Here is a 23,514-nt window from a genome sequence, read left to right as displayed (position 1 = left end):
TAATAAAGAGAAGGTATACATAGCATGAATAATTATGAACTGCTCGCTGAAAAACTGGATTCACTGCCAAATGGTTATCCACCAACAGAAGATGGCGTTCATTTAAGGCTGCTTGAAAAGATATTTACGGTTGAAGAAGCGGATATTGCCGCCCAGCTTTACGCACAACCTGAATCAGTGGATGATATCGCCGCGCGAACCGGCCGTGAGGTCAGGGAATTGCTCCAGCAGCTTAAAACGATGGCCAAACGGGGGTTGATCACGATTGAATTAGGTAAAGGCGGACTCAGGTTTGGGCTACTGCCCTTTGTAGTGGGAATTTACGAGAATCAAGCTGCGTCCATTGATAAAGAAATGGCTTTGCTATTCGAGGATTATTACCAAAAGGCATTTGCTGAAGTGATGCAGGTGCAGCCGCAGTATCATCGGGTTGTCCCTGTTAATCAGACGGTAAGCAAGTCGATGGAAATTCACCCCTATGAAAATATACTGGACCTGGTCAACGACGCAAAATCATGGGCAGTCCTCGATTGTATTTGTCGTAAACAGAAAGCGCTGATCGGCGAGGCTTGCGAGCATCCTATTGATGTATGTATGGTGCTCAGCCCAAGGGAAAGAGCGTTTGAAAATCACGCTTTTTACCATGCTGTCACCAAAGAAGAGGCGCTGGCCACCCTAAAACGCGCCTCGGATTCGGGACTGGTTCATTCAGTTAGCAACAATCAGCAGGGTATTTACTACATCTGTAACTGTTGCACTTGCTCATGCGGTATTCTCCAAGGGGTTGCCAAACTGGGAATTGCCAATGTAATCGCGCGCTCCGCTTTTGTATGCACAGTCGATGATTCTTTATGTATCGGATGCGAAACCTGCCTGGATTATTGTCAATTTAAAGCTCTATCTATGGACACCACGGTTCAGGTCAATGCGGTAAGCTGTGTGGGCTGCGGCGTATGTGTACCGAATTGTCCCAGTGAGGCGCTAACACTCATCCGTCGGCCGGAAGAAGAAGTTATGCCTATCCCGGAAACCCTTATCGATTGGGGCAGCCAACGCGCAGCCTCCCGCGGCTTGACAGATAAACCTGAATAAAAAAACCATCCCGAAAGATGGTTTATGAAAGTTATTATTTGCCATAATAAATTTGGCAAAAAAGGTGTTCACCGGTTGAATGCCTTATTTCTTTTCCACCAGCACCACGTAGTCGGGTTGGGCGGTTTGGGCTGCCATACGCGCGCTCTCGCCCATCGTGTCCGGATCGCTGAACAACTGGTTCAACAGGGCAGCCGTAGCTGAGTTGTACACATCGAAAGTCCGGTCCGCGCCAGTAGTCGGGATCAACACCGGGTTATTGCGGCCGGTTTGCAAGCCATTATCCAGGTCTTCCTTTTTCACCTTCATAGTGAATTCGTATAAGGTCTCGGCTTGTCCACTCTTATAGCAATTCACCTGCACCACCACATCCAACCAGCCATTGCCGGTATCCTTGATGGATTGGACCTCATAGCGCACGCGGTTGCCATCGTAGGTTATGCCGTCTTTGCAGCAGATCAATGTAGCCGGCAGTTCCACCCAGCCGCCCTGGCCGTTGTTCAGCGAAGCATCCCACACCAGGATAGCCAGGTCCTTACCGGATAATTCCTCGGAGATCAGGAAGTTCACGAAAACAGAACCGCCATTGGATGTACCGTCATTCATCAGATGCAGACCGCGCACGTATTGATAACCCTCAGGCAAAGCCTCGGGCAGGTCGGAATTACGCAATTGCGTATAATGCACATTGCCTGAGTAACCGGCCGGCAGCACCATGAAGTCTGCTTCACCAATATTCTGCATTCCCTGGATATCCATCGCCAGGATGGTATCAGTTCGCAGATACAAGTCGTAGATCACATCTTCCAACGCGAAGATCACATCCGGCTGCAAGTAGCGAGTACCGTTGAGCACCACTTCGGTGTGTGCATACCCGCCGGATTTCTTATAGAGCAGCACTTCAATGCTATCCAGCGTATCGGATAATAATTGCGCCATGAAAGCTGTATCGGTGCCGTCGCCACCGGACAGATAATCCGCCCCGCCGCCGCCGTACAGGTAATCATCACCACCCAACCCAAACAACTGGTCATTGCCGGTGCCGCCGGTCAGGGAATTGGCTTTACTGCTACCATAGATGATATCGTCGCCGCTGCCGCCGATCACGTTTTCGACGGAGGTCAACCCGCCCGCCACCACTGATGCCACACCGGAGGTCAGGTTGATATAAACGTCTGTTGTGTACTTAGACAGGTCCAGAACGTCGCTGCCGCCGCGGCCGTCGATGTTGCCGGGAACGACGACGCCGTCGTTGAAGATGAAGGTATCCACCAGCGCGCCGCCAATGTAGGTATCAATGCCGTCGTGGTAGAGAGTTGCGCCCTCGGCCGTGTAGCTGCCACTGCCGGTAATGCGCCAGGTCGCCACGGCATCCAATCCGCTCAATGAGTCGGTTTCCGCGCCGCCCAGGATATTGCCGATATTCATGAATTCGCCGCCAATGATGCTGGCTTCCGTGCCGTTGAATCCGCTGAACGTACCGACGCCCGTCAGGTGGAAGTTGCGCGGCGTCAGGTAAGCCGAGTAATCCAGTGCGTTGCTGCCGCTCTGGCCGTCCAGGTTGCCCAGTAGTTCGGCGTCATCCAGGAAGACAAAGCTGTCGTCGCCAGCGCCGCCCAACAAGTCAATCGGGCCGACTGTGCCGGAAATGGTGAAGGTGTCGGCTGCCGTACCGCCCTGGGCGATCTCAAAGCCGCTGAAGGCGATGCTCTTGCCATCCAGGCTGTAAGCCATGCCGAGTTCACCGATGGTCCACTGCGATGCGCGATTGGCGCCCCGGATGCTATCCGTGCTCGAGGTAGCGCTGCCCAGGATAGTGGAGATATTCTTGAACCCGTTCGGCAGCACCGTGTCGATTAGGCCGTTGAAACCCAGATAGGTTGACGCGCCGCTGAGGGTAACGTTGACCGCCGTGCTGGAAGCCGACAGGTCAATACTGTTGATGCCCTCGCGTCCGTCCAGCGTGCCGTTCAACACACCCTTATCCTCGAAGATGAAGGTGTCGTTGCCCGTGCCGCCAGCCAGATTCTCTACAAATGTTCCGGCTACCGTGACGGTGTTCAAGCCGCTCAGCACTGCTAGACCGCTTTCCTGAATGGCGAAGGTCAGCGCGTCGCTTAAAGCGGAGAAGTCCAGCGTGTCGCTGCCGATCTCATCGATCTCCACGATGATGTCCTGGCCCCAATCCGCTCCAAATACGTAAGTGTCGCTGCCCGCTCCGCCGCGCAGGGTATCGTTGCCCTGGCCGCCGTTGATGCGGTTGTCAGCTTCGTTACCGGTGATGTCGTCGTCGAAATTACTGCCGATCACGTTCTCGATGCTCAACAAGGTATCATTTCCGGCCGAACCGCTGACGGCTGTGCCGCCGGTGGCGGTCAGGACCACGCTCACATTGTCTGTATTGAGGTGATAATCGACCGTGTCGCTGCCCGTACCGCCGTCCAGAATGTCATCGCCGCCCAGGCCGATCAGGATGTCATTCCCGCCCAGGCCGTAGATGGTGTCATTGGCATTCGTGCCGATGATGATGTTGTCATTGTTATCGCCGTAAATGGTATTTCCGAAGGGGCTGCCGATCAGGTTCTCGATGCTGCTGATGCCCTTGGTTACGCCGGTGGCGGTGCCGCCCAACAGGCTGACCGTAACGGCAGAATCGTACAGGCTGTAATCCAGCGTATCCGTACCCAGGCCACCCTTGAGCCAACCGCTCAGACCGCCGCTGCCGCTGAAGGCGAAGGTGTCATCCCCGCCGCGCCCCAGCAGGTTCTCGTACGCGCTGAAGACCAGCCCGTCCACCGTGCCGCTGTTGGCGCCGTCGACTGTGAAGCTGCTGCCGCCTGCCGCGCCGCGGATCTCGTCCGCCGTGGAGGCGCCGCCCACAAATTCCTCGAATCCGCTAAAGCCGCTGATACCGCTGGCCGTGCCCGCGTCGATATCCAGAACCACGGCTGTGGTATAAGCGCTGTGGCTCAAGATATCCCAGCCGGCCCCGCCTGCCAGGTATTCAAAGCTGCTGAAGCTGAAGGTGCTGTTGATCGTGCCGCTGCCGGCGGAGGTCAGGCTGAAGGTATCGTTGCCGCTCGTACCGGTCAGGGTGTCGCCCATGCTGCTGCCCAAAGCGCTTTCAATGCTGCTGAAGCCGTTCAGGCCGCTGGCCGTTCCCGCGCCCAGGTCCACCGTTACGCTGCTGCCGTAAGCTGAGTAATCCAGTTTATCGCTGCCCGCGCCGCCATTTACCGTGCCGGCGAAGGTCACGCCATTCTGCAATTGGAAGGTATCCGCGCCGCTGCCGCCCAACAGGCTTTCGAAGCCGGAGAAGTCCAGCGTGCGCGTGCTGACATATTGGTAGCTGCTGCCCAATTTCCAGGCTGCGTCCGCGTTCATGCCGGTCAGGCTGTCGCCCGCGGCCGCGCTGCCAATCAATTCATTGATGTTGTCGAAGCTGCCCACAGCCGCTTCGCTACCCGCAAAGCCGTCCAGGCTGCCCAAACCGCTCAGGGTCACCTGGCGGGCGCTGCCGTAGGCGCTGTAATCCAGGCTGTCGTCGCCCAAACCGCCGTCCAGTTTGGTGCTGCCCATGGCCGCGCCGGCCTCCAGCACGAAGCGGTCATCCAGCTGTGTGCCGGTGAAGACCTCTACGTTCGCGCCGGTGTGGGTCACTTTGTCCGTGCCGCCGCTGATTTCCACGCGGTCCGCATAGAAGTGGAATTCCACGCCGCGGGTATTACTGATGAAGACCAATGTGTCGCTTCCGCCGCCGATATCCTCGAAGACCACGTCCATGCCGCTGCCGTCGCGGAAGATATAAATATCGTCCCCGCCCAGGCCGCTCAGGCTGTCATCGCCCGCCCCGCCCTCGATGCGGTTGGCGTCGGTGCTGCCGGTCAAGTCATCGGCGTAGGCTGAACCGATCAGGTTCTCGATGCCGCCCAGGCTGCCGCCCAACACGTCGGCCGAATGGATGTTCAGGTTCACCGTCACGCCGCGGCCGTACGCGCTGAAGTCCAGCGTATCCATGCCGGAGCCGCCCTGCAGGCCGCCGCTCAGGCTGCCGTCGCCCACAAAGGCGATGCTGTCGTCGCCGCTGCCCGCCAGCAAGTTCTCGAAGGAACTGAAGAAGTAAATACTGTTGACATTACCGCTATCCGCACCGTCGATGGTGATGGTGCTGGCGCTGTTGGGCGCGCTCAGGGTATCGGCAGCCGCGCTGCCAGTGAAGCTGTTGATGTTGGCAAAGGTTCCGCCGATGGCCGTGGCGGTGCTGTCGCTCAGGTCCACGCTGACCGCCGCGCTGTAGCCGCTGTAATCCAGGCTGTTCGTGCCCGCGCCGCCGTCCAGGCTGCCGTTCAGCGAACCGAGGTTGATGAATGCGAAGGTATCATCGCCGTCGCCGCCCAGCAGGTTTTCCACGCCGCTGAAGGTCAGGCCGCGGCCGAGCGCGCTGTAAAGGATAGCGCTGTCATCCACCTGCCAGGTCGCAGCCTCATCCAGCCCAACCAGCAGGTCGTTCGTGGATGAGCCGGCCGTGATCCGGCTGATATTGGTGAAAGCAATGTTCCAACTGCCGCTGACGGTTCCGTTGAAGCCGCTCAGCGAACCGACGGAGAGCAGGTCGATCTCGACCGCGAAGTTGAAGTCGCTCAGGTCGAAGTGGTTATCGCCATCCTGCCCGTCCACACTCAGGGCAAAGGAAGCGTCTTTTTTGAAGATGAAGGTATCGTCATTCGCGCCGCCAATGAAGCGTTCGATGCTGCCCGACAGGGTCGTCAGGGTGCCGCCCAGCGCGCTGACGCTGATCTGTGAACCCGAAACCGTGAAGGTCAGTACATTCATCGCCGCGCTGAAGTCGTAAGTATCCACGCCGCTCAGGTCCGCGACCGTGTCAGTGCCCCAGCCGTCCGCGAAGGCATAAGTGTCGTTGCCCGCGCCGCCGTTGAGCGTATCATTGCCCGCGCCGCCCTCGATGCGGTTGTCGCCGGCGTTGCCGGTGATGATGTCGTCAAAGGCGCTGCCGATCACGTTCTCGATGCTGACCAGCGTGTCCGTGCCGCCCGAAACGCTCACGGCGGTGCCGCCCGTGCTGGTCAGGGTAACGGTCACGCCGTCGGTGTTGAGGTGGTAATCGACCGTGTCGATGCCTGTGCCGCCGTCCAGGATGTCATTCCCGCCCAGGCCGATCAGGGTATCGTTGCCGCCCTTGCCGTAAATGGTGTCGTTGCCGCTTGTGCCGATCAGGATGTTGTCGTGATCGTCGCCATAGATGACGTTGCCGACCGGGCTGCCGATCAGGTTCTCGATGCTGCTGATGCCGCCGGTCACGCCGGTGGCGCTGCCGGTAGCCAGGTTGACGGTGATGCTGGTGGTATATGCGCTGTAATCGATGGTGTCGCTGCCGGCCCCGCCCATCAGCTTGCCGCTGAAGACCACGCTGCCAATCATCGCGAAGGTATCATCCGCTGAACCGCCGCTCAGGGTTTCAAACGAGCTGAAAGCCAGATTGCGTCCGGAAGCTACATCCTGCAGGAATAAATTCCCGTCTTCAATGTGGAAGAGCGTATCCGCGTTGTGTCCGGTCAGGATATCCGCGACCAAACCGCCCATGATGGCGTTGATATTATCGAAGGAACCCAGGCTGGTTTCGGTGCCCTGGAAGCCGTCCAGTGTGCCGATGCCGGTCAGGGTTACTTTCACAGCCACCTTGCGTTCGGCGTAATTCAGCGTGTCGCTGCCCAAATGGCCGTCGATCAGGCCGGACAAGACCGTACCCTTGCCGAAGGTGAAGGTATCGTCGCCGCTGCCGCCGGTGAAGTTCTCGACCTGGTAATTATCCTGCAGCACCTGGTTGGCGCCGTTCAGGATGGTAGCGATGGTTAAACCGCCGCTCAGATCGAAGCGGAAGGTGCTGCCGCTGGTAACGTTCTCCAGGCTGATGGTATCGGAACCTGCGCTACTGTTCTCCATGACCATGTCCACGCCCCAATTGTCGTTGAAGACGTAGCGGTCATTGCCCAGGCCGCCCACCAAAGTATCATCCCCGCCCATACCGTTGAGGATATCGTTGCCGGCATTACCCTCGATGCGGTTGACCACGCCGTCGCCGGTCAGGCTGTCATCGAAGGCCGAACCGGCCAGGTTCTCGATGCGCGCCAGGCCGCCCGTGCCGCTGGCCAAACCGCTGGTCAAATTGACCGTGACACCGTTATCGTAATTGCTGTAATCCAGCCAATCAACACCCGCTCCGCCGTCCAGCGTGCCGCCGATGCTGCCGCTGCCTTCCATGGTGAAGCTGTCCGCGCCGGAACCGGCCATCAGGTTATCGATACCGGAGAAGAGCAGCACGGCTTCGGCAACGTGGTAGCTGCCGCCGTTGGTCCGGTCGATGTGGAAGCTGCTGTCCGCATCCAGTGTGTACAGGCTGTCGACGCCGGAGCCGCCCAGCAGTTCGTGAATGCCGCTGAAGCTGCCGCCCATCACCACCGATTCACTGCCGCTGAAGCCGGCCAGCGCGTCGTACGCGCTCAGCGTGATGGAAACCGGGGAGGTCATACCGCTGTAATCCAGCACGTTGGCGCCTGCCCCGCCGCTGACGTTGCCGTTCAACTGGCCGCCCTCAACGAAGCTGAAGGTATCCAGACCGTCCTCGCCGATCAGGTCTTCGATGGAAGCCATGGCCAGCGCGCTTAGCGCGCCCTGCGGCAGGTAATTACCGCTGCCAACGCCATCCACCGTCCAAACGCCGTCCGCATCCAGGCCCTGCAGGCTGTCATTGCCCGCGCCGCTGTGGCCGCTGATGCTGCTGATGTTGCGGAATTCCAGGCTGATGCTGGCTTCCGTGCCGTCATAACCGCTTTGGCTGCCGAACCCGGTCAGGTCGAAGCTGCGCGCGCTGTCGTAATCGCTGTAATCCAGGCTGTTGCTGCCCGCGCCGCCGTCCAGGTAACCGGTTAATTCCGCGGAATTGTAGAAGATGAAAGTATCATCGCCGCCCATACCGTGCAGGCTGCCGCTGTGGTCGCCGTACATGTTGAAGGTGTCCACCTGCGAGCCGCCATACAGGTCTTCGATGGCATCGAAGTACAGCACGCGCCCGCTGGTCTCGTCCACGTAATTATCCAGCCCGCTATAAATATTGAAAGTAGCCTGTGCGTCGCGCCCGATCAGTTCGTCGTTCAAGGCCGTGCCCAGGATCTGTTCCATGTTGAGGGCGTCCGCCGTGATGGAATCCACGCGAATGTCGAAACCATCCGTCTCGCCCAATGCCGGCAGCAGGCTGAAGCTGCGTGCCAGGTCAAAGCCGCTGTAATCCAGCGTGTCCAGTCCGGCCTGCCCGTCGAAGAAGCCGTCCAACACGGCGCCGGCTTCCATCACCAGCGTGTCGTCGCCATCGCCCGCCCAGATCAGCACGGATTGGCTGCCGCTCTGGATGGTGAAGACGTCGTCGCCGTTGTTGCCGATCAGCCAGTAGAAGCCGCTGAAGGTCAGGACCTCCAGGCTGTCATCCGCCTGATAGAAGTTGGTCGCGCCCGCGACGGTCCAATGGCTGTCGTGGCTCAGCCCAGTCAGGGTGTTGTCCAATGTGCTGCCCAACAGGATATTGATGTTATCGAACCCGGAGGGCACCAGCTCATCCGCGCCGGCGTAGCCGTCCTGGCTGCCCAGGTCTTCCAGCGTGACCGCTATGCTGTCGCTGGCCGCGCGGTAGTCCAACGTGTCCGCGCCCATACCGCCGTCCACGCGTCCGTCGATCTGCGCGCCGTCCGCGAAGATGAACTGGTCATCGCCCAAACCGCTGTACAGGTTCTCGATGGCGAAGGAAGCATCCACAATTTCATTGTCCGGGTCATAAACGTATAAGTCAGAAAGGCCGATCGCGAAGGTCAGGTCGCTGGTCACGCCCGTCAGGTCCAGACTGTCGAACCCGGCGCTATCGATAATGCTGTCGCTGCCCCAACCGTCCGTAAAGACGTAGGTATCGTTGCCTGCGTTGCCGGTCAGCGAGTCGTCGCCGCCCAAACCGGTGATGGTGTTGTTGCCGCTGTCGCCAATCAGGATGTCGGCGAACATCGTACCGACGATATTTTCAATGCTGACCAGGGTATCCTCGCCGCTTTCGGCACTGCTGGCTTGGCCTAGGGTCAGGTCAACCGTGACCCCTTCACTCATGTTAGTGGAGTAATCCACCGTATCACTCCCCAGGCCACCATCCAGCAGGTCGTTACCGCCGCGTCCCTCAAGAATGTCATTCCCGCCCCGGCCGAAGATTTCGTCATCACCGGCAGTACCCACCAGGTGGTTGGCGTTATTATCGCCATAAATTTCACTGCCGCTGTCACTGCCAATTACATTTTCAATACTGGAAATACCGTTCAGCACACCGGTGGCTTCGCCCGTCAGCAAGTCAACGCTGACGCGTTCGCTGTACAGGCTGTAATCCAGCGTGTCCGTCCCGGCGCGCCCGGCGATGCTGTTGTAGCTGCCCGGCAGGACCGCATCGCCATTGAAGATGAAGGTGTCGTCGGCTTTGCCGCCCACCAGGTTCTCAATACCGCTGGTGTACAGCAGATATGAACCGGTCAGGTAATCAATGTGGTCGCCGTAGATATCGAAGGCAGCCGTCTGATCCAAGCCTTCCAATGTATCGATTCCCAACCCGCTATAGATCAGGTCGATGCCCAGGAAACCGTCCTGGATGCTGTGCTCTTCGGTGCCGTCGAAGCCGTCCGCGCCGACAGCCGTCAGGTTGAAGTACAACTGCACCGCGCTGGTGGTCGTGTCGCCGCTGTAATCCAGCAGGTCGCTGCCCGCGCCGCCGTCGATCAGGCCCAGCAGGCGCCCTTCGTTCAGGAAGATGAACTGGTCGTCGCCAGCGTTGCCGTACAGATTGTAGGTCTGGGTACCGTCGATATAGAAGGTATCGTCCGCCTGGCCGCCGTGCACAGCCTCGATGCCGTTGAAGGTAACCGAGTTGATGCCGCTTTCGATGCGGCCACCCAGCAGATCAACGGTCAAAGCCTCTGTGACGTCGCCGAAGTTCAGTGCGTCGCCCGTGCCGGCCGAATCCGTCACCGTATCCTGGCCCCAATTGTCGCCGAACACGTAGGTATCACTGCCCGCGCCGCCCTGCAGGGTGTCATCACCCGCGCCGCCGGTCAGCGTGTTATTTTCGTCGTTGCCGATGAGCGTATCGTCGTAAGCCGAGCCGATCACGTTCTCGATGCCCGCAAACCCGCCCGCCAGACCGCCGTTGATGCCAGTGGCGGTGGCATTCACCAGGTTCACGTCGACGCGCGTGTTGTAGCCGCTGTAATCCAGCGTATCCGAACCCGCGCCGCCGTTCAAACCGCCGCTGTACGTCTCCGTTCCATCCAGCACAAAGGTGTCCGCGCCGCTGCCGCCATTCAGAAAATCAAAGTCCTGCAGGTCAATGTACAGCCCCTCAACCGAGTAGCGCACAACCGTGCCCAATGTGAAGGTGGCCGTACCGTCCAATCCGGTGAAGCTGTTGCTGCCGCTGCCGGCCAGGATGCTCTCGATGGAAGCGAATCCGTCCGCCAGAGCGCTGGATATGCCGCTCAGGCCCAACAGCGCGTCATTCGACACTACCGTGGTATGGATGTCGCTGCTGTAGCTGCTGTAATCCAAAACGTCCGAGCCGGCGCCGCCGGAGATACCGCCCGCGAAGGTCGCGCCTTCGCTCACCCGGAAGGTATCCATGCCGCTGCCGCCCACCAGGCTGTCAAAGCCGCTGAAGATCAGGACGTTGGCGGCGGTGTAGGTGCCGGAAGTGCTCTGCAGCTCCCACAGCGCGTCCGTGTCCATGCCGGTCAACACGTCGAATCCGGTCAGGGAGACGATGATCTCTTCCACGTCGTCGAAGCCGGCCGGGATGATATCCGCGTAGCCCTGGAAGCCGCGATTGGTGCCCACGCCGGTCAGGGTGAAGGCCGTGCCGCTGCTGTAATCGCTCAGATCGAGGATCAACTTGCCGTCCGAGCCGTCCAGCGTGCCGTCCACCACCGCGCCGTCCTTGATCACCACCAGGTCGTCCGCGCTGCCACCGATGAAGTGCTCGATGAAGATGCCGTCATGCACGGCCATGTTCAAACCGTAGCTTACCGTGACCTGGGTCGAGTAGAAGGTGAAGGTTAGCGATTGGTCGACTGCCGAGAAGTCCATCGTGTCGACGCCTTCGCCGTCCAACTCAACAATTACGTCGCTGCCAAAACCATCCGCGAAGCGGTAAGTGTCATCGCCGCCGCGCCCGGCCAGGTAGTCGTTACCCAAACCGCCCTGCAGCATATTGTCGCCATCATCGCCGTACAGCCAGTCATCATAGACAGAACCCAGCACGCCCTCGATGGAAGCAATAGTGCCAATGCCGGGTACGGTGGAGGTCGCCAGGTCGACGGTTACCCCGGCCGTGTAAGCCGAGTAATCCAGCCAATCCACGCCGTCGTTGCCGTCGATGCGCCCGCTGTAGGCCGCGCCGCTTTCCAGCTCGATGCGGTCGTCGTGCGTCGTCGCCAGGATCTCTTCAATAGTGGCATTGAACGTGATCTGGTTGGCGCCCGACAGTACCTTCAAACCGCTCTTATAGATGCGCAGGGTCACCGCGTCGCTCAACCCGCTCAGGTCGATCCGATCGATTCCGCTAGTGCCGCTGTCGCTGACCGTATCCAGGCCGAATCCGTCCGCGAAGATATAAGTATCGCTGCCGCCCTTGCCGTTCAACGTATCGTTTCCGCCCAGCCCCTGCAGGACGTTGTCGTTGTTGTCGCCGCCGAGGGTGTCGTTATAGGCGCTGCCAACCACGTTCTCGATAGCGCTCACCTTGCCGGTGACGCCCGTGGACTTCAGGTTAGCCAGGTCGGTGACAACCGCACTGCCGTACAGGCTGTAGTTGAGCGTGTCCGTGCCCAGCCCGCCGTTCAGCCAGCCGCGCAAACTGCCGCTGCCGCCGAAAGCAAAGATATCGTCCGCCATTCCACCCAACAGGCTTTCATACGCGCTGAAGAGGGCCGTATCGACCGTGCCGCTGTCAGCGCCGTTGATGGTGAAGATACTGCCGGCAGCTTTGCCGTGGATCTCGTCCGCCGCGCTGCCGCTGCCCACGAAAGCTTCAAAGCTGCTGAAAGCGTCCACACCGCTGGCTGTGTTATTTTCCAGATCGAGGAGGACAGCCGTGGCGTAGCCCGCGTGGCTCAGCACGTCCATGCCCAAACCGCCATCCAGCACCTCAAAAGCTGTGAAGGAGAAGACCCCGTTGACCATGCCGCTGCCATCCGCGGTCACGTTGAAGGTATCGTTGCCGGCTGTACCAATCAGCGTGTCGTCGTAGATGCTGCCCAGCGCGCCTTCGATGCTGATATAGCCGCCCAAAGCGGTGGCCGTGCCCGCGCCCAAATTAATTTCGGCGCTGCCGCCATAAGCCGCATAGCTGATCAGGTCATTTCCTGCCCCGCCGTTCACCGTGCCGGCGAAGCTGCCCGTGCCTTCCAGCGCGAAGATGTCGTCCGCGCTGCCGCCCACCAGCAGTTCGAAGCCGCTGAAGTCCAGCGTGTGGGTGCTTTCGTACTGGTACGCGCTGCCCAGGTGCCAGGTGGCGTCTTCGTTGATGCCGGTCAGGCTGTCGGCCGCGCCGCTGCCCGCCAGCACTTCATCCATGTTGGTGAAGCTGCCCGCGAAGGCGCTGCTCGTGCCGCTGAAACCGTCCACTGCGCCCTTGCCGGTCAGCACCGTGCTGGTGTCGCCGGACAGGTTGCTCAGGTCGAATGTATCATGTCCGCTGCTGCCGGCCAGCAGCTCGAAACCGCTGAAGTCCAGCAGGTTGGTGCTTTCATATTGGGTGGTTGCATCGATGTGCCAGGTCGCGTCCGCGTCCATGCCGGTCAGGCTGTCGCCGCTCACGGCGCTGCCGATAATTTCATTGATATTGTCGAAGTTGCCCGCCGCCGCTTCCGTGCCCTGGAAGCCGTCCAGGCTGCCCAGGTCGGTCAAGACGACCTGGCGGATGCTGCCGTAGGCGCTGTAATCCAGGCTGTCGTTGCCCAAACCGCCGTCCAGTTTGGCATTGGTGAGGGCCGCGCCGGCTTGCAGCACAAAGTGGTCATCCAGGTCGGTGCCCAGGAATACTTCCACATTGCCGCCGGTGTGCGTTACCTTATCCGTACCGCCGATGACTTCCACCCGATCCGTGTAGAAGGTGAATTCCACGCCACGCGTGCTGCTTTCGAAGACCAGTGTATCGGTTCCGCCCGCGATGTCTTCGAACACCACGTCCACGCCGCTGCCGTCGCGGAAGATATAGCTATCGTCCCCGCCCAGGCCGCTCAAGCTGTCGTCACCCGCCCGCCCTTCGATGCGGTTGGCGCCGCTGCTGCCGGTCAGGTCGTCGGCAAAGTCCGAACCGACCAGGTTCTCGATGCCGCTCAACGTGCCGCCCAGCATATCGGCCGTGCCGCTATTCAGGTTCACGGTCACGCCGCTGTTGTAAGTACTGAAGTCCAGCGTGTCCGTACCGCTGCCGCCGTCCAGGCTGCCGCTCAGGCTGCCGTCGCCCACAAAGGCGATGGTGTCATCGCCACTGCCCGCCAGCAGGTTTTCGAAGGAGCTGAAGCTGTAAAGCCCGTCCACCGTGCCGCTGTCCGCGCCGCTTACGACGATGGTGTTATTGCCGTCCGTAGCGGTCAGGGAATCCGCCGCCGCGCTGCCAGCAAAGACGGTGATATTCGCAAAGGTTCCGCCGATGGCTGTGGCCATGGAGTTATTCAAGTTCACGCTGACCGCGCCGGCCGTATATGCGCTGTAATCCAGCCCGTTAGCGCCCAAACCGCCATTGACGAGGCCACCAATGGCGCCGGAATCCGCGAACGCGAAAGTGTCGCTGCCATCGCTGCCGAACAGGTTCTCGAAACTGCTGAAGGCCAGCCCCTCCAGCGCGCCGCTGTTCAGGCCGCTAATAGTGAAGGTGCTGCCTGCCGCGGATCCGTGCAGTTGATCTGCCGCGGAGCTGCTGCCCACAAATTCATCGATAGCGCTGAAATGCGTTACGCCTGTGGCCGTGCCGGTTTCAATATCCACCGTCACCGCCGAGCCGTAAGCGCTGTAGTCCAAAATGTTCCAGCCGCTGCTACCCGCCAGCAGTTCGAAGCTGCTGAAGCTGAAGCTGCCGTTCACGGAACCAGCGGCGCTGGATGTGATGCTGAAGGTGTCATTGCCGGAGGTACCGACCAATGTATCGTCGTTGGCACTGCCCAGCGCGCCTTCGATGCTGCTATAGCCGCCCAAGCCGGTAGCGGTGCCTGCGCCCAAATTAATTTCGGCACTGCCCGCATAATTGGCGTAGCTGATGCGGTCGCTGCCCGCCCCGCCGTTCACTGTACCGGCGAAGCTGCCCGTGCCTTCGATCGAGAAGACGTCCACCGCGCTGCCGCCCAACAGACTCTCAAATCCGCTGAAGTCCAGCGTGTGCGTGCTCTCATATTGGTAGGTAGAACCCAAATGCCAGGTGGCGTTTTCATTCAATCCGCTCAAACCGTCGGCCGCGCCGCTGCCCGCGAGCACTTCGTCGATGTTGGTGAAGCTGCCCGCGAAGGCGCTGCTCGTGCCGCTGAAACCGTCCAGCGCGCCCTTGCCGCTCAGCACCGTGCTGGTGTCGCCGGCCAATCCGCTCAGGTCGAAGCTGTCGTGTCCCGCACCGCCGTTGAGCGTGCCGGCGAAGGTTGCGCCGGCCTCGATCTCAAAGCGGTCGTCCGCGCTGCCGCCGGTCAGCAATTCAAAGCCGGAGAAGTCCAGCGTGTTGGTGCTTTCGTAAGATTCGCTCGCGCCCAGATACCAGGTTGCGTCCTGGTCCATGCCGGTCAGGCTGTCGCCGTTCAGGCCGCTGCCGATCAATTCATCCACGTTATCGAAGCCGCCCAAGCCGGTTTCGGTGCCCTGGAAGCCGTCCAGGCTGCCCAGGTCGGTCAGGGTTACCTTACGGGTGGTGGTAGAAGCGCTGAAGTCGATCTGGTCGCTGCCCAACCCGCCATCCAGTTTGGCGTAGGTCAGTGAAACGCCGGCTTCCAACACAAAGCGGTCATCCAGATCGGTGCCGACAAAGGCTTCCACGTTGCCGCCGTAATGGGTCACGCTGTCCGTGCCGCCCACGACTTCCACGCGGTCGCTATAGAAGGTGAATACTACGCCGCGTGTGCTGCTCTCGAAGATCAGCGTGTCGTAACCGCCGTCGATGTCTTCATAAACCACGTCGATGCCGCTGCCGTCGCGGAAGATGTAGGTATCGTCTCCGCCCAGGCCGTACAGGTGATCGTTGCCGGAGGTGCTGATCAGCACGTTGTCACCGTCGTCACCATAGATGTAGTTGCCTCCGCTGCCGCCGGCTACGTTCTGGATGTTGGTGAAGCCGCCAGCCAGCTCATCGTTCAAGCCGGTGGCGATGTGTTCGCCCAGGTTGATGTAAACCGCGGTCGTATAAGCCGAGTAATCCAGCGTGTTGCTGCCGCCGCCGCCGTTGATGAAGGTGCCCAGCCCGCCGCCGGCCAACACTGCGCCGTCCGCGAAGGCGAAGTTATCGTCCGCCGAGCCGCCCAGCAACGTTTCGATATTGTTTAAGGCGCTCAGGCTGCCGCCAGTGGAACTGATGCTCAGGTCAACCAATCCAATTTCGAAGGCCAGCTCCACGCTCACCCCGGACAGGTCCAGGATATCCGTGCCGCTGTCGTCGATGATCTGGTTGTTGCCCCAAAGCGCACCGCTGAAGGTATAGGTATCGTCACCCGCGCCGCCTTCCAGTCGGTTGTCCTGATCGTTGCCGGTCAGATCGTCCGCGTAGAGCGTGCCGATGACGTTTTCGATATGGCTGATGCTGTGCGTGCCCGTGGCGGTTCCGGCGCTCAGGTCAACCGTGATGCCGCTCAGGTAATCGCCGTAATCCAACGTGTCGCTGCCGGCAAAACCGTCGATGCGCCCGTTGTTGGGCAGGCTGTAATTGGTGCCGAAGTCGAAGGTGTCGGCGCCCGCTCCGCCGATGAAGACCTCGATCCGGGTATTGTTGAAGGTGATGGTGTTCGCGCCAACCGTGACCAGCCCGTTGGGCAGGTCAACCAGCGCGTCAGCGCTCAGGTTGCTCAAGTCGATGCAATCTTCTTCGATATCCGCGCTTTCCGTGATGACGTCGCTGCCGAATCCATCGAAGAACTGGTAGGTGTCGTCGCCCAATCCGCCGCGCAGGTCATCGTTACCGCCCCGGCCCGAGAGCATGTTGTCGCCGTTATCGCCGATCAACACGTCATCGGCCGAACCGCCGATCACGTTCTGGATACCGACGATGGAGGTGATACCGGTGGCTTCGTATGTGGACAAGTCCACAGTTACGGAAGTACTGTAATCGCTGTAATCCAGGGTATTGGTACCGCCGCCGCCATCCAATGTGCCGTCCAGTGTGGCGCCGTCCAGCATGACGAAGTCGTCGTGTCCCGCGCCCGCGTAGATGCGCGCGACTTCCGCGCCGCTGATGATGAAGGTGTCGTCCCCACTGGAGCCGTACAGCAGGTCAAAGCCGAGGATGCCCAACAGTTGCGCGGCGCCATCCAATTGATAGGTGCTGTCCGCGCCGTCCAGCGTCCAGGTGGCCGCGCTGTCAGCGATGCCGTAAACGCGGTCGTTGCCACTGGTGCTGGCGAGCAGGACATCCATGCCGGAGAAATTCTGATTATTGTTCAGTTCATAACCGGCGTAGCCGTCCGCGTCCACGCCTGTCAGGTGGATGTTGCGGGCAGTTGTTACACCAGAATAATCCAACATATCCTTGCCGCTGCCGCCCTCGGCGCCGGTCGTGCCGCTCAGGCGGCCGTTTTCACCGAAGACGAACTGGTCATCGCCTGCCCCACCGGATACGTTCTCGATGGCCGTGAAGCTGTAAATGGCGTTGATCGTGCCGCTGTCCACGGCGTTGACGATAATCACATCGTTGCCCGAACCCGCGGTGAGCGTGTCTTCAAAGGCCGAACCGCTGAAACTCTCGATGCTGGCGAAAGTGCCGCCGATGGCCGTGGCGGTGGAGGTGCTCAGGTCGATCGCGATCGCGCCGGCCGTGTAAGCGCTGTAATCCAGAGCATCCGCGCCCGCGCCGCCGTTGAGGCTGCCCGCGAAGCCGGCGCTGCCCGTGAACTTGAAGGTATCTTTTTCATTACCGCCGCTGAGCGTTTCGATATCCCGGAAAGCGATGGCGTTGTCGCCGGATTGGTAGCTGTTGCCTGTGTCCGTGAAGGACCAGGTCGCGTCGGCGTCCCTGCCGGTCAGGCTGTCAGCCAATGTGCTGCCGATCAGCAGGTCCATGCCGGAGAAGCCGCTCAGCCCGCTGGCGCTGCCGCTGAAACTGCCGTAAGCGTCCAGTGCGCTCAGGCTGAAGGTGACGCCGCTCGTGTAGAGCGAATAATCCAAAATATCCTGGCAGGCGCTGCCGGTCAGGATCTCCATGCCGGAGAAGGCCAGGCTGCCGCCGCCAATGCTGTAGGTTCCGGCCGCGCTGCCGGTCATCTGCCAGGTCGCGTCCGCGTCCAGCCCTTTGATACTGTCCGGGTTGCCACTGCCGGTGAGGATTTCCATGCCGCTGAAGGCAATGCCGGAACTCATCTCATTCCCGCCAAAGCCTTGTGCGGTTTCCTCCGTCAGGGTCAGGTCGAGCGCGTCCGCGAAAGCGCTGAAATCGAGCGTGTCGCTGCCCAATAGGCCGTTCACCAGGTCGATGGCCGAAAGGATCAGGCTGCCGTTCACGGAAACGGTCTTGACTGCGGTCACACTGAAGGTGTCGTCCCCATCCAACCCGTTGACTTCATCCGTCTGGCTGCTGCCGATGATGGCTTCGATGTTTTCGTATACACCGCTGATGCTGGAAGTCGAATTATCCGCTATGTCGATCACGATTGCGTCCGCGTATGCGCTGTAATCCAGCGTATCCGTTCCCGCACCGCCGTCCAGATCGCCGCTGAAGACCGCGCTGTCCTGGAAGTAGAAGGTATCCGCGCCGCTGCCGCCGTTCAACTGCTCAATGCCGCTGAAGTCCAAAGCATGCAGAACCGTACCATGTGTGCTCTGGTACTGGTAACCGCTTTCGCCCAGGATCCAGTCCGCGTCCGCGTCCAGACCGTTCAGTTCATCGTCTGCCGTAGCGCCGCCCACCAATGCGTCGATGTTGTCAAAGCCGCTCAGGATGGTTGCCAGTGCCGAGGTGATGTCGCCCTGGTAGCCGTCGATGCTGCCGGCATCCGTCAGGCTGAAGCTCAGGCCATCACTGTATGCGTTCAGGTTCAGGCTGTCGCTGCCCGCGCCGCCGTCGATGCTGCCGCTCAGGGTCGCGCCGTCATTGAAGCTGAACTCATCCGCGCCCGCGCCGCCGTTCAGGTCGATCGCGAGGCTGCCGTCCAGCGTGAATTTGTCATCGCCGCTGCCGGCCGTGAATTCCGTGAACAGGCTGGTGGTAAAGCTGAACGTGTTCAGTCCGCTGACAACGCTGCCCGTATCAGCCAGGCTGATCTCCAGGTCGGCTGTCACAAGGCTGAAATCGATGCGGTTGGCGTCCGCTTCGGTTTCGATGATCTGGTCGACGCCCCAATTATCCGCGAAGTGGTACGTATCCGCGCCGCTGCCGCCGGACAGAACATTGTCGGATCCATTTCCGGTAAGGTCGTCGTTGCCGCTGCCGGTGTTGACGTTCTCGATGTTGAGGATCTGGTCGCTGCCTAAACCGGTGTCCTGGACGCCCGTGTTGCTCAGGTCGATGGTCAAGTCTACGCTGGCATTGCTTTCATCCAGCAGGTCAACGCCGCCGCGCCCATCCAGCAGGTCGTCGCCCAAACCGCCGCGCAGGGTGTTGGCATGCTCGTCGCCGGTCAGCGAGTCGTTGCCCGCGCCACCCAACAGGATTTGAATATTGGAAACGCCGGATATACCCGTGGCTGCCCCTGTGGTCAGGTTGACCGTCACCGGGTTGGCAGAGCTGAATATCTGGTAATCCAGCGTATTCGTCCCACCGCCTCCGTCGATCGTGCCGTCTCCGCCTGCCAGGTTTACGCCGTCTTCACTGAAGACGAAACGGTCGTCAGCCAGGCCGCCTTTCAGCACTTCGATATTGTTTTCCAATGTTGTCAGCAGGTTGCCGTTGCCGTTGACCACCAGGCCGGAGAAGGCCAATGTGAAGGTCAGCGAGAAGGTGATCTGCGAGAAGTCCACTTCGTCCAGCAGGCCGGATAGGTCGTTGAGGATATCGTTGCCCCAATCTTCCAGGAAGCGGAAGATATCATTGCCAGCGCCGCCGTCCAGCAAATCGTCGCCCGCCCCGCCGATCAGCAGGTCGTCTCCGCCGTTGCCGTATAAATAGTTGTCCCAGTTATCACCGATCAGGATATCGTCGTAAGCCGAACCCAGCACGGTTTCAATGCTGGCCAGCTTGCCCAGGATGTTGGTAGCCGTGCCGGCTTCCAGGTCGACGCTCACGGCGGAACCATAGGCCGAGTAATCCAGCGTATCGTTGCCGCCCTGGCCGTTAATCTTGCCGCCCACCACCACGTCGCCGCTCATCACGAAGATGTCGTCGCCAGCGCCGCCGCGATATTCGATGATTTCATCGTTCTGTTCCACGAACTCAAAGCGGTCATCCGCTCCACCGCCGCTGACGTACTCAAAGCCGTTGAACAGCAACGTCACCGTGCCGGTGGTCACCTGGCTGGTGCCGCTCTCACTGTAGATGCCGAAGGTACTGGCCTCGTCCATGCTGGTGATCTCGTCGCCCGCCAGCGCGCTGCCGATGGCCTGGTTGATGTTGGCGAAGTCCTGGTTGTACGGGTACTCGTATCCGTTGAAGCCGTCGATATCGCCGTAGGCGGTCAGATAGACGTGGCCGATCGTCGCGCGGTCGCTGAAGTCCAGCGTATCCGTTCCCGCGGCGCCGTCTACCACACCGTCCACCGCACCGCTGCCGTAGAACAGGAAGCTGTCGTCGCCCAGGCCGCCGGTCAGGTTTTCGATGGCCGTGCCCGCGGTTGTGATCTCGTTGGCGCCATCGGTGATAAACAACCCGTCGTCGTACAGGTGGAATTGGATGGCTGTCAGGACCGCGTCCATGGCAACGATATCATTGCCGTTGAAGGTAATGGTATCCTCACCGGCATCGTCGTCTTCAAAGATCTGGTCGCTGCCCCATCCATCGTTATAAACGTAGGTATCTTTGCCCAGGCCGCCGTGCAGGGTGTCGTCGCCGCCATTGCCCGCGATGATGTTGTCGGCGCTGTCGCCTGTCAGTTCATCATTGCCCGCGCCGCCCAGGATGTTCTCGATGTTCATTAGGTGATCATCCAAGCCGCCGGCGATGTTGCTGGCGAAACCGTCCGCCAGGTTGACGCTGATGGCAACCGTGAACAGCGCGAAATCAATAGTGTCACTGCCGCCCTGGCCGTCCAGCAAGGTGGCGATGTCAACCCACTGCCCATCGATGATGGTGGCCTGGTCGCCCAGGATCGTAGCGTCGGTGAAGCGGAAGGTGTCATCGCCCAAACCGGCGCGCACCACAACCTGCGCCTGGTTGTGCGTGTCGAAGATGAAGATGTCGTTGCCTTCATTGCCGCTGATGAAGGTATAAGTCTCGTCGGCGGTGTCTTCGACGGTCAGCGTGTCGCTGCCGGTGCCCAGGTAGATGTTGAGCACTTCGATGTCGCTGTAGGTGATGCCGCCCTGATACGTGAAACCGTTGATGATCACGTCGCCGCCCATGCCCAAACCGGTCAGGCTGGTGTCGGTCAAGGTGCCGCTGTCGTCCGAGGGGCTCTTGTCGTTGTAGACGTTGATGGTGTCGGTCTGGTCGTCTTCGCTTTCGAACAGGGTCGGGCTGGCAAAGAAGATGGTCAGCAGCTCGCCGTTCTCAGGTGTGACTTCCCATTCGCCGTCTTCCAACGTCAGGATGTACTCGCCCGCCGTGCCGCCTTCTTCAAAGGCGGAAATGCGCCGCAGTTGGGTGACGCTGCCAAATTCATCCAGGATGCTGACGAACAGGATACCGGAGGACAGGTACTCTTCGGTGTTCAAGTCTTCCAGCAGTCCCATGTCGATGGACGGATTGGTGAATACCAGCGTGTTGCCTGAAGTGGAAGCGACCGCACCGTCCGGGATGAAAGCGTTGGTCTCGGTCGGCAAAGTCACTGCCGGTTCGATATCGCGCGCCGATTCATCCAGTAAGTAGCCGGTGATGATGATCGGGCCTTCGATGCCGCTGCAGTAACCGGAAGGATCGTCGCAGGTGGTGGTGTCCTGGTTCAGGCGGTGTGACGAGCTGGTGAAGGTCATAATGGTGTTGTCCACCTGCGGGTCGTCCACCGCGATGACCACCACAGCCTGGTCGATGTTCCAGTTATCGGGTGTGAAGATGAACGTGTCGTTTTCCACCGTGGTCAATTCACCGGTGATAATGGTGATGGTCACGTCCGCGATTGGCTGCGAGGCCAGACGGATGTAATAGGTATCCGTGTTGGTGCCGTTGGCGCCGCCCGCCACCACGTAGGTTGAGCCGTTGGTTTCGGTGACGATGACGCTGGCCTGTTCGTAGATGACCACATCCTGCTCGTTCACCACGCCGTCGAAATTGGCATCCGTGCTGGACAGGCTTTGCAGCAGGGTCACCTGGTGGGTGCCTTCCGCCACGCTGTCGGCAATAGCGTTCAGGCTGACTTCCTGGGCAACGCTCCAGTTATCGACCGTGAAGGTCAGGGTGATGGGCGCGATGTCCAGTTGGCCTTCATCGCCGCTGTCCAACGCGATGGTCACCAGTACGTCGGCCGTGGGCGCGCGCGTCAGGTGCACGTAGTAGCTGTCGCCGTCGCCGCCCTCAACCACCCGGGTGAACAGGTCGGATTCATCCACCAACAGATCGTAATTGTCGTTGTCGCGAATATCCACGCTGACGTTTTGGATCAGCGCGTGGTTGTAATTTTCGTCCGCGGAGATGATCGAATGGCTGATCTCCACGCTGCGTTCGCCTTCTTCCAGGCTGTCGTCCACCGAGCGGATCAGGACAGTCTGGTCGACGTCCCAGTTGCTGGTGGTAAAGGTCAGCACCTGCGCCCAGGTCCAGGTGGTGCCGCCGTCGGTGGAGATTTGCAGGTTGGCGATGCCGTCTTCGTCGGTGCTGGCGAACGGTACGGAGATGGTCAGGTATACGTCCGCGGTAGGTTCCGCGATCAGGCGCAGCGTGTAAACGTCGTAATCGCCCCAGCCTTCAGTCACCAGGCTGACGGAATTGGATTCCGTCAATACCACCGAGGTGCTGTCCGATGTGCCGGAGGTGATGCCTACGTCCGGTACCGCGATGCCGTCGTAATTCGGGTCATCCGAGGTCACTATGTGCTGGATGGTGCCGCTCAAGCCGGAAGGATCCAGCGAGACGATGGTCTCGGTCACGTCCCCGGCCAGGTCGAATGTGTCGCTGCCCAGGTTGCCCGAAATGACGGTCACGTATTCGTCGCTGGAACTGACGATGAAGAAGTGGTCGTCGCCTTCCATGCCGTCGATCTCCAGGCGTTCGATGTGGGCGTAGCTGACGCTCAAGCCCGCACCCCACACGCCGTCGCTGGCGATCACGAAGCTGTCCGGGAATTCGGTGCCGATGATCACCACCGTGTCGAAGCCGTCGCCGCCGTCGATGCTGACGGGGGCGTTGATGGTGTATTGGATGACGTCCTTGCCGGAGCCGGAGTTGATCTGTGTCATGGCCTGCTTGGTAAGCTCGTTGAGGATCACGAAAGCGCGCACGATGAAGGTATCGTCGTGGTCGCCGCCTTCCAAGCGCAGCACCGCCAGGTTGTGATAGACCTGGAACATATCGTTGCCGTCGCCGCCGTAAGCGGTCAACGCGAAGCTGACGCCATTGCTCAGGTAGCCCTGGGTGGTCTCGACGGTTTCGAACCAGTCTTCCACTCCCAAATTGGCGCTGTCGTCGCGCGGGGAGTCGAAGATCTGTCCGAATTGGAAGAAGTCATCGCCCTGCCCGCCGTCCAGCGTGGTGATCGAGGAGTTATCGTCCACCGTAAAGCTGTCGTTTCCATCAAAAGCGTTCACGCGCAGGCGGCCGTTGATGGAATCGTCGTAATTGACGCGTTCCACGTCGTCGTAGCCGTCACCGTCGTTATCCACGCCGTAATTGATCAGCACCACGTAATTCTTGCGCAGCAGGAAGGTGTCGTCGTTGGCCGTGCCGTTGATCTCCAGCCAGTCCACGCCGTCGTTGGCCGCGCCGCTGTCACTCACGTTGATGCGGTAGTTGCTGGTGCCGCTCAGGTTGACGATATAGCCGTCCGTGCCGCCCTGCCCGTCCAGATCGATGGTATCGGTGCTGTCATCGTGGCTGGAGCTGATCGGCAGGATGTCGCTCAATTT

General features: G+C 60.1%; 2 protein-coding genes (1 of these 2 running past the window's edge). One reads left to right on the top strand and one right to left on the bottom strand.

Going from position 1 to position 23,514, the window contains the following annotated elements; all coding sequences use genetic code 11:
• Nucleotides 1-24 precede the first annotated feature (24 nt).
• Nucleotides 25-1,092 carry a 4Fe-4S dicluster domain-containing protein gene (locus Pelsub_RS04335; protein ID WP_116224948.1) on the top strand — a complete coding sequence of 356 codons (1,068 nt, stop codon included), beginning with the start codon at nt 25-27 and terminating at the stop codon, nt 1,090-1,092.
• 84 nt (nt 1,093-1,176) lie between these two features.
• On the opposite strand, the gene Pelsub_RS15635 is transcribed toward Pelsub_RS04335, so the two are convergent.
• Nucleotides 1,177-23,514 carry the final stretch of a M10 family metallopeptidase C-terminal domain-containing protein gene (locus Pelsub_RS15635; protein ID WP_158674974.1) on the bottom strand. The gene runs 23,652 nt beyond the window's last position, so only the last 22,338 of its 45,990 coding nucleotides appear in the window; its start codon lies off the right edge, out of view; its stop codon occupies nt 1,177-1,179.

Origin of the sequence: Pelolinea submarina, assembly GCF_003966975.1 — a bacterium.
Classification (GTDB): Bacteria; Chloroflexota; Anaerolineae; order Anaerolineales; family Anaerolineaceae; genus Pelolinea; species Pelolinea submarina.
Note: the sequence above shows the minus strand (reverse complement) of the source record. Positions and strands in the feature narration are given on the sequence as shown.

Bases quoted from the DNA above. Each gene is read 5' to 3' on its own strand.
- Pelsub_RS04335 (WP_116224948.1), top strand. From the start codon at position 25: ATGAATAATTATGAACTGCTCGCTGAAAAACTGGATTCACTGCCAAAT.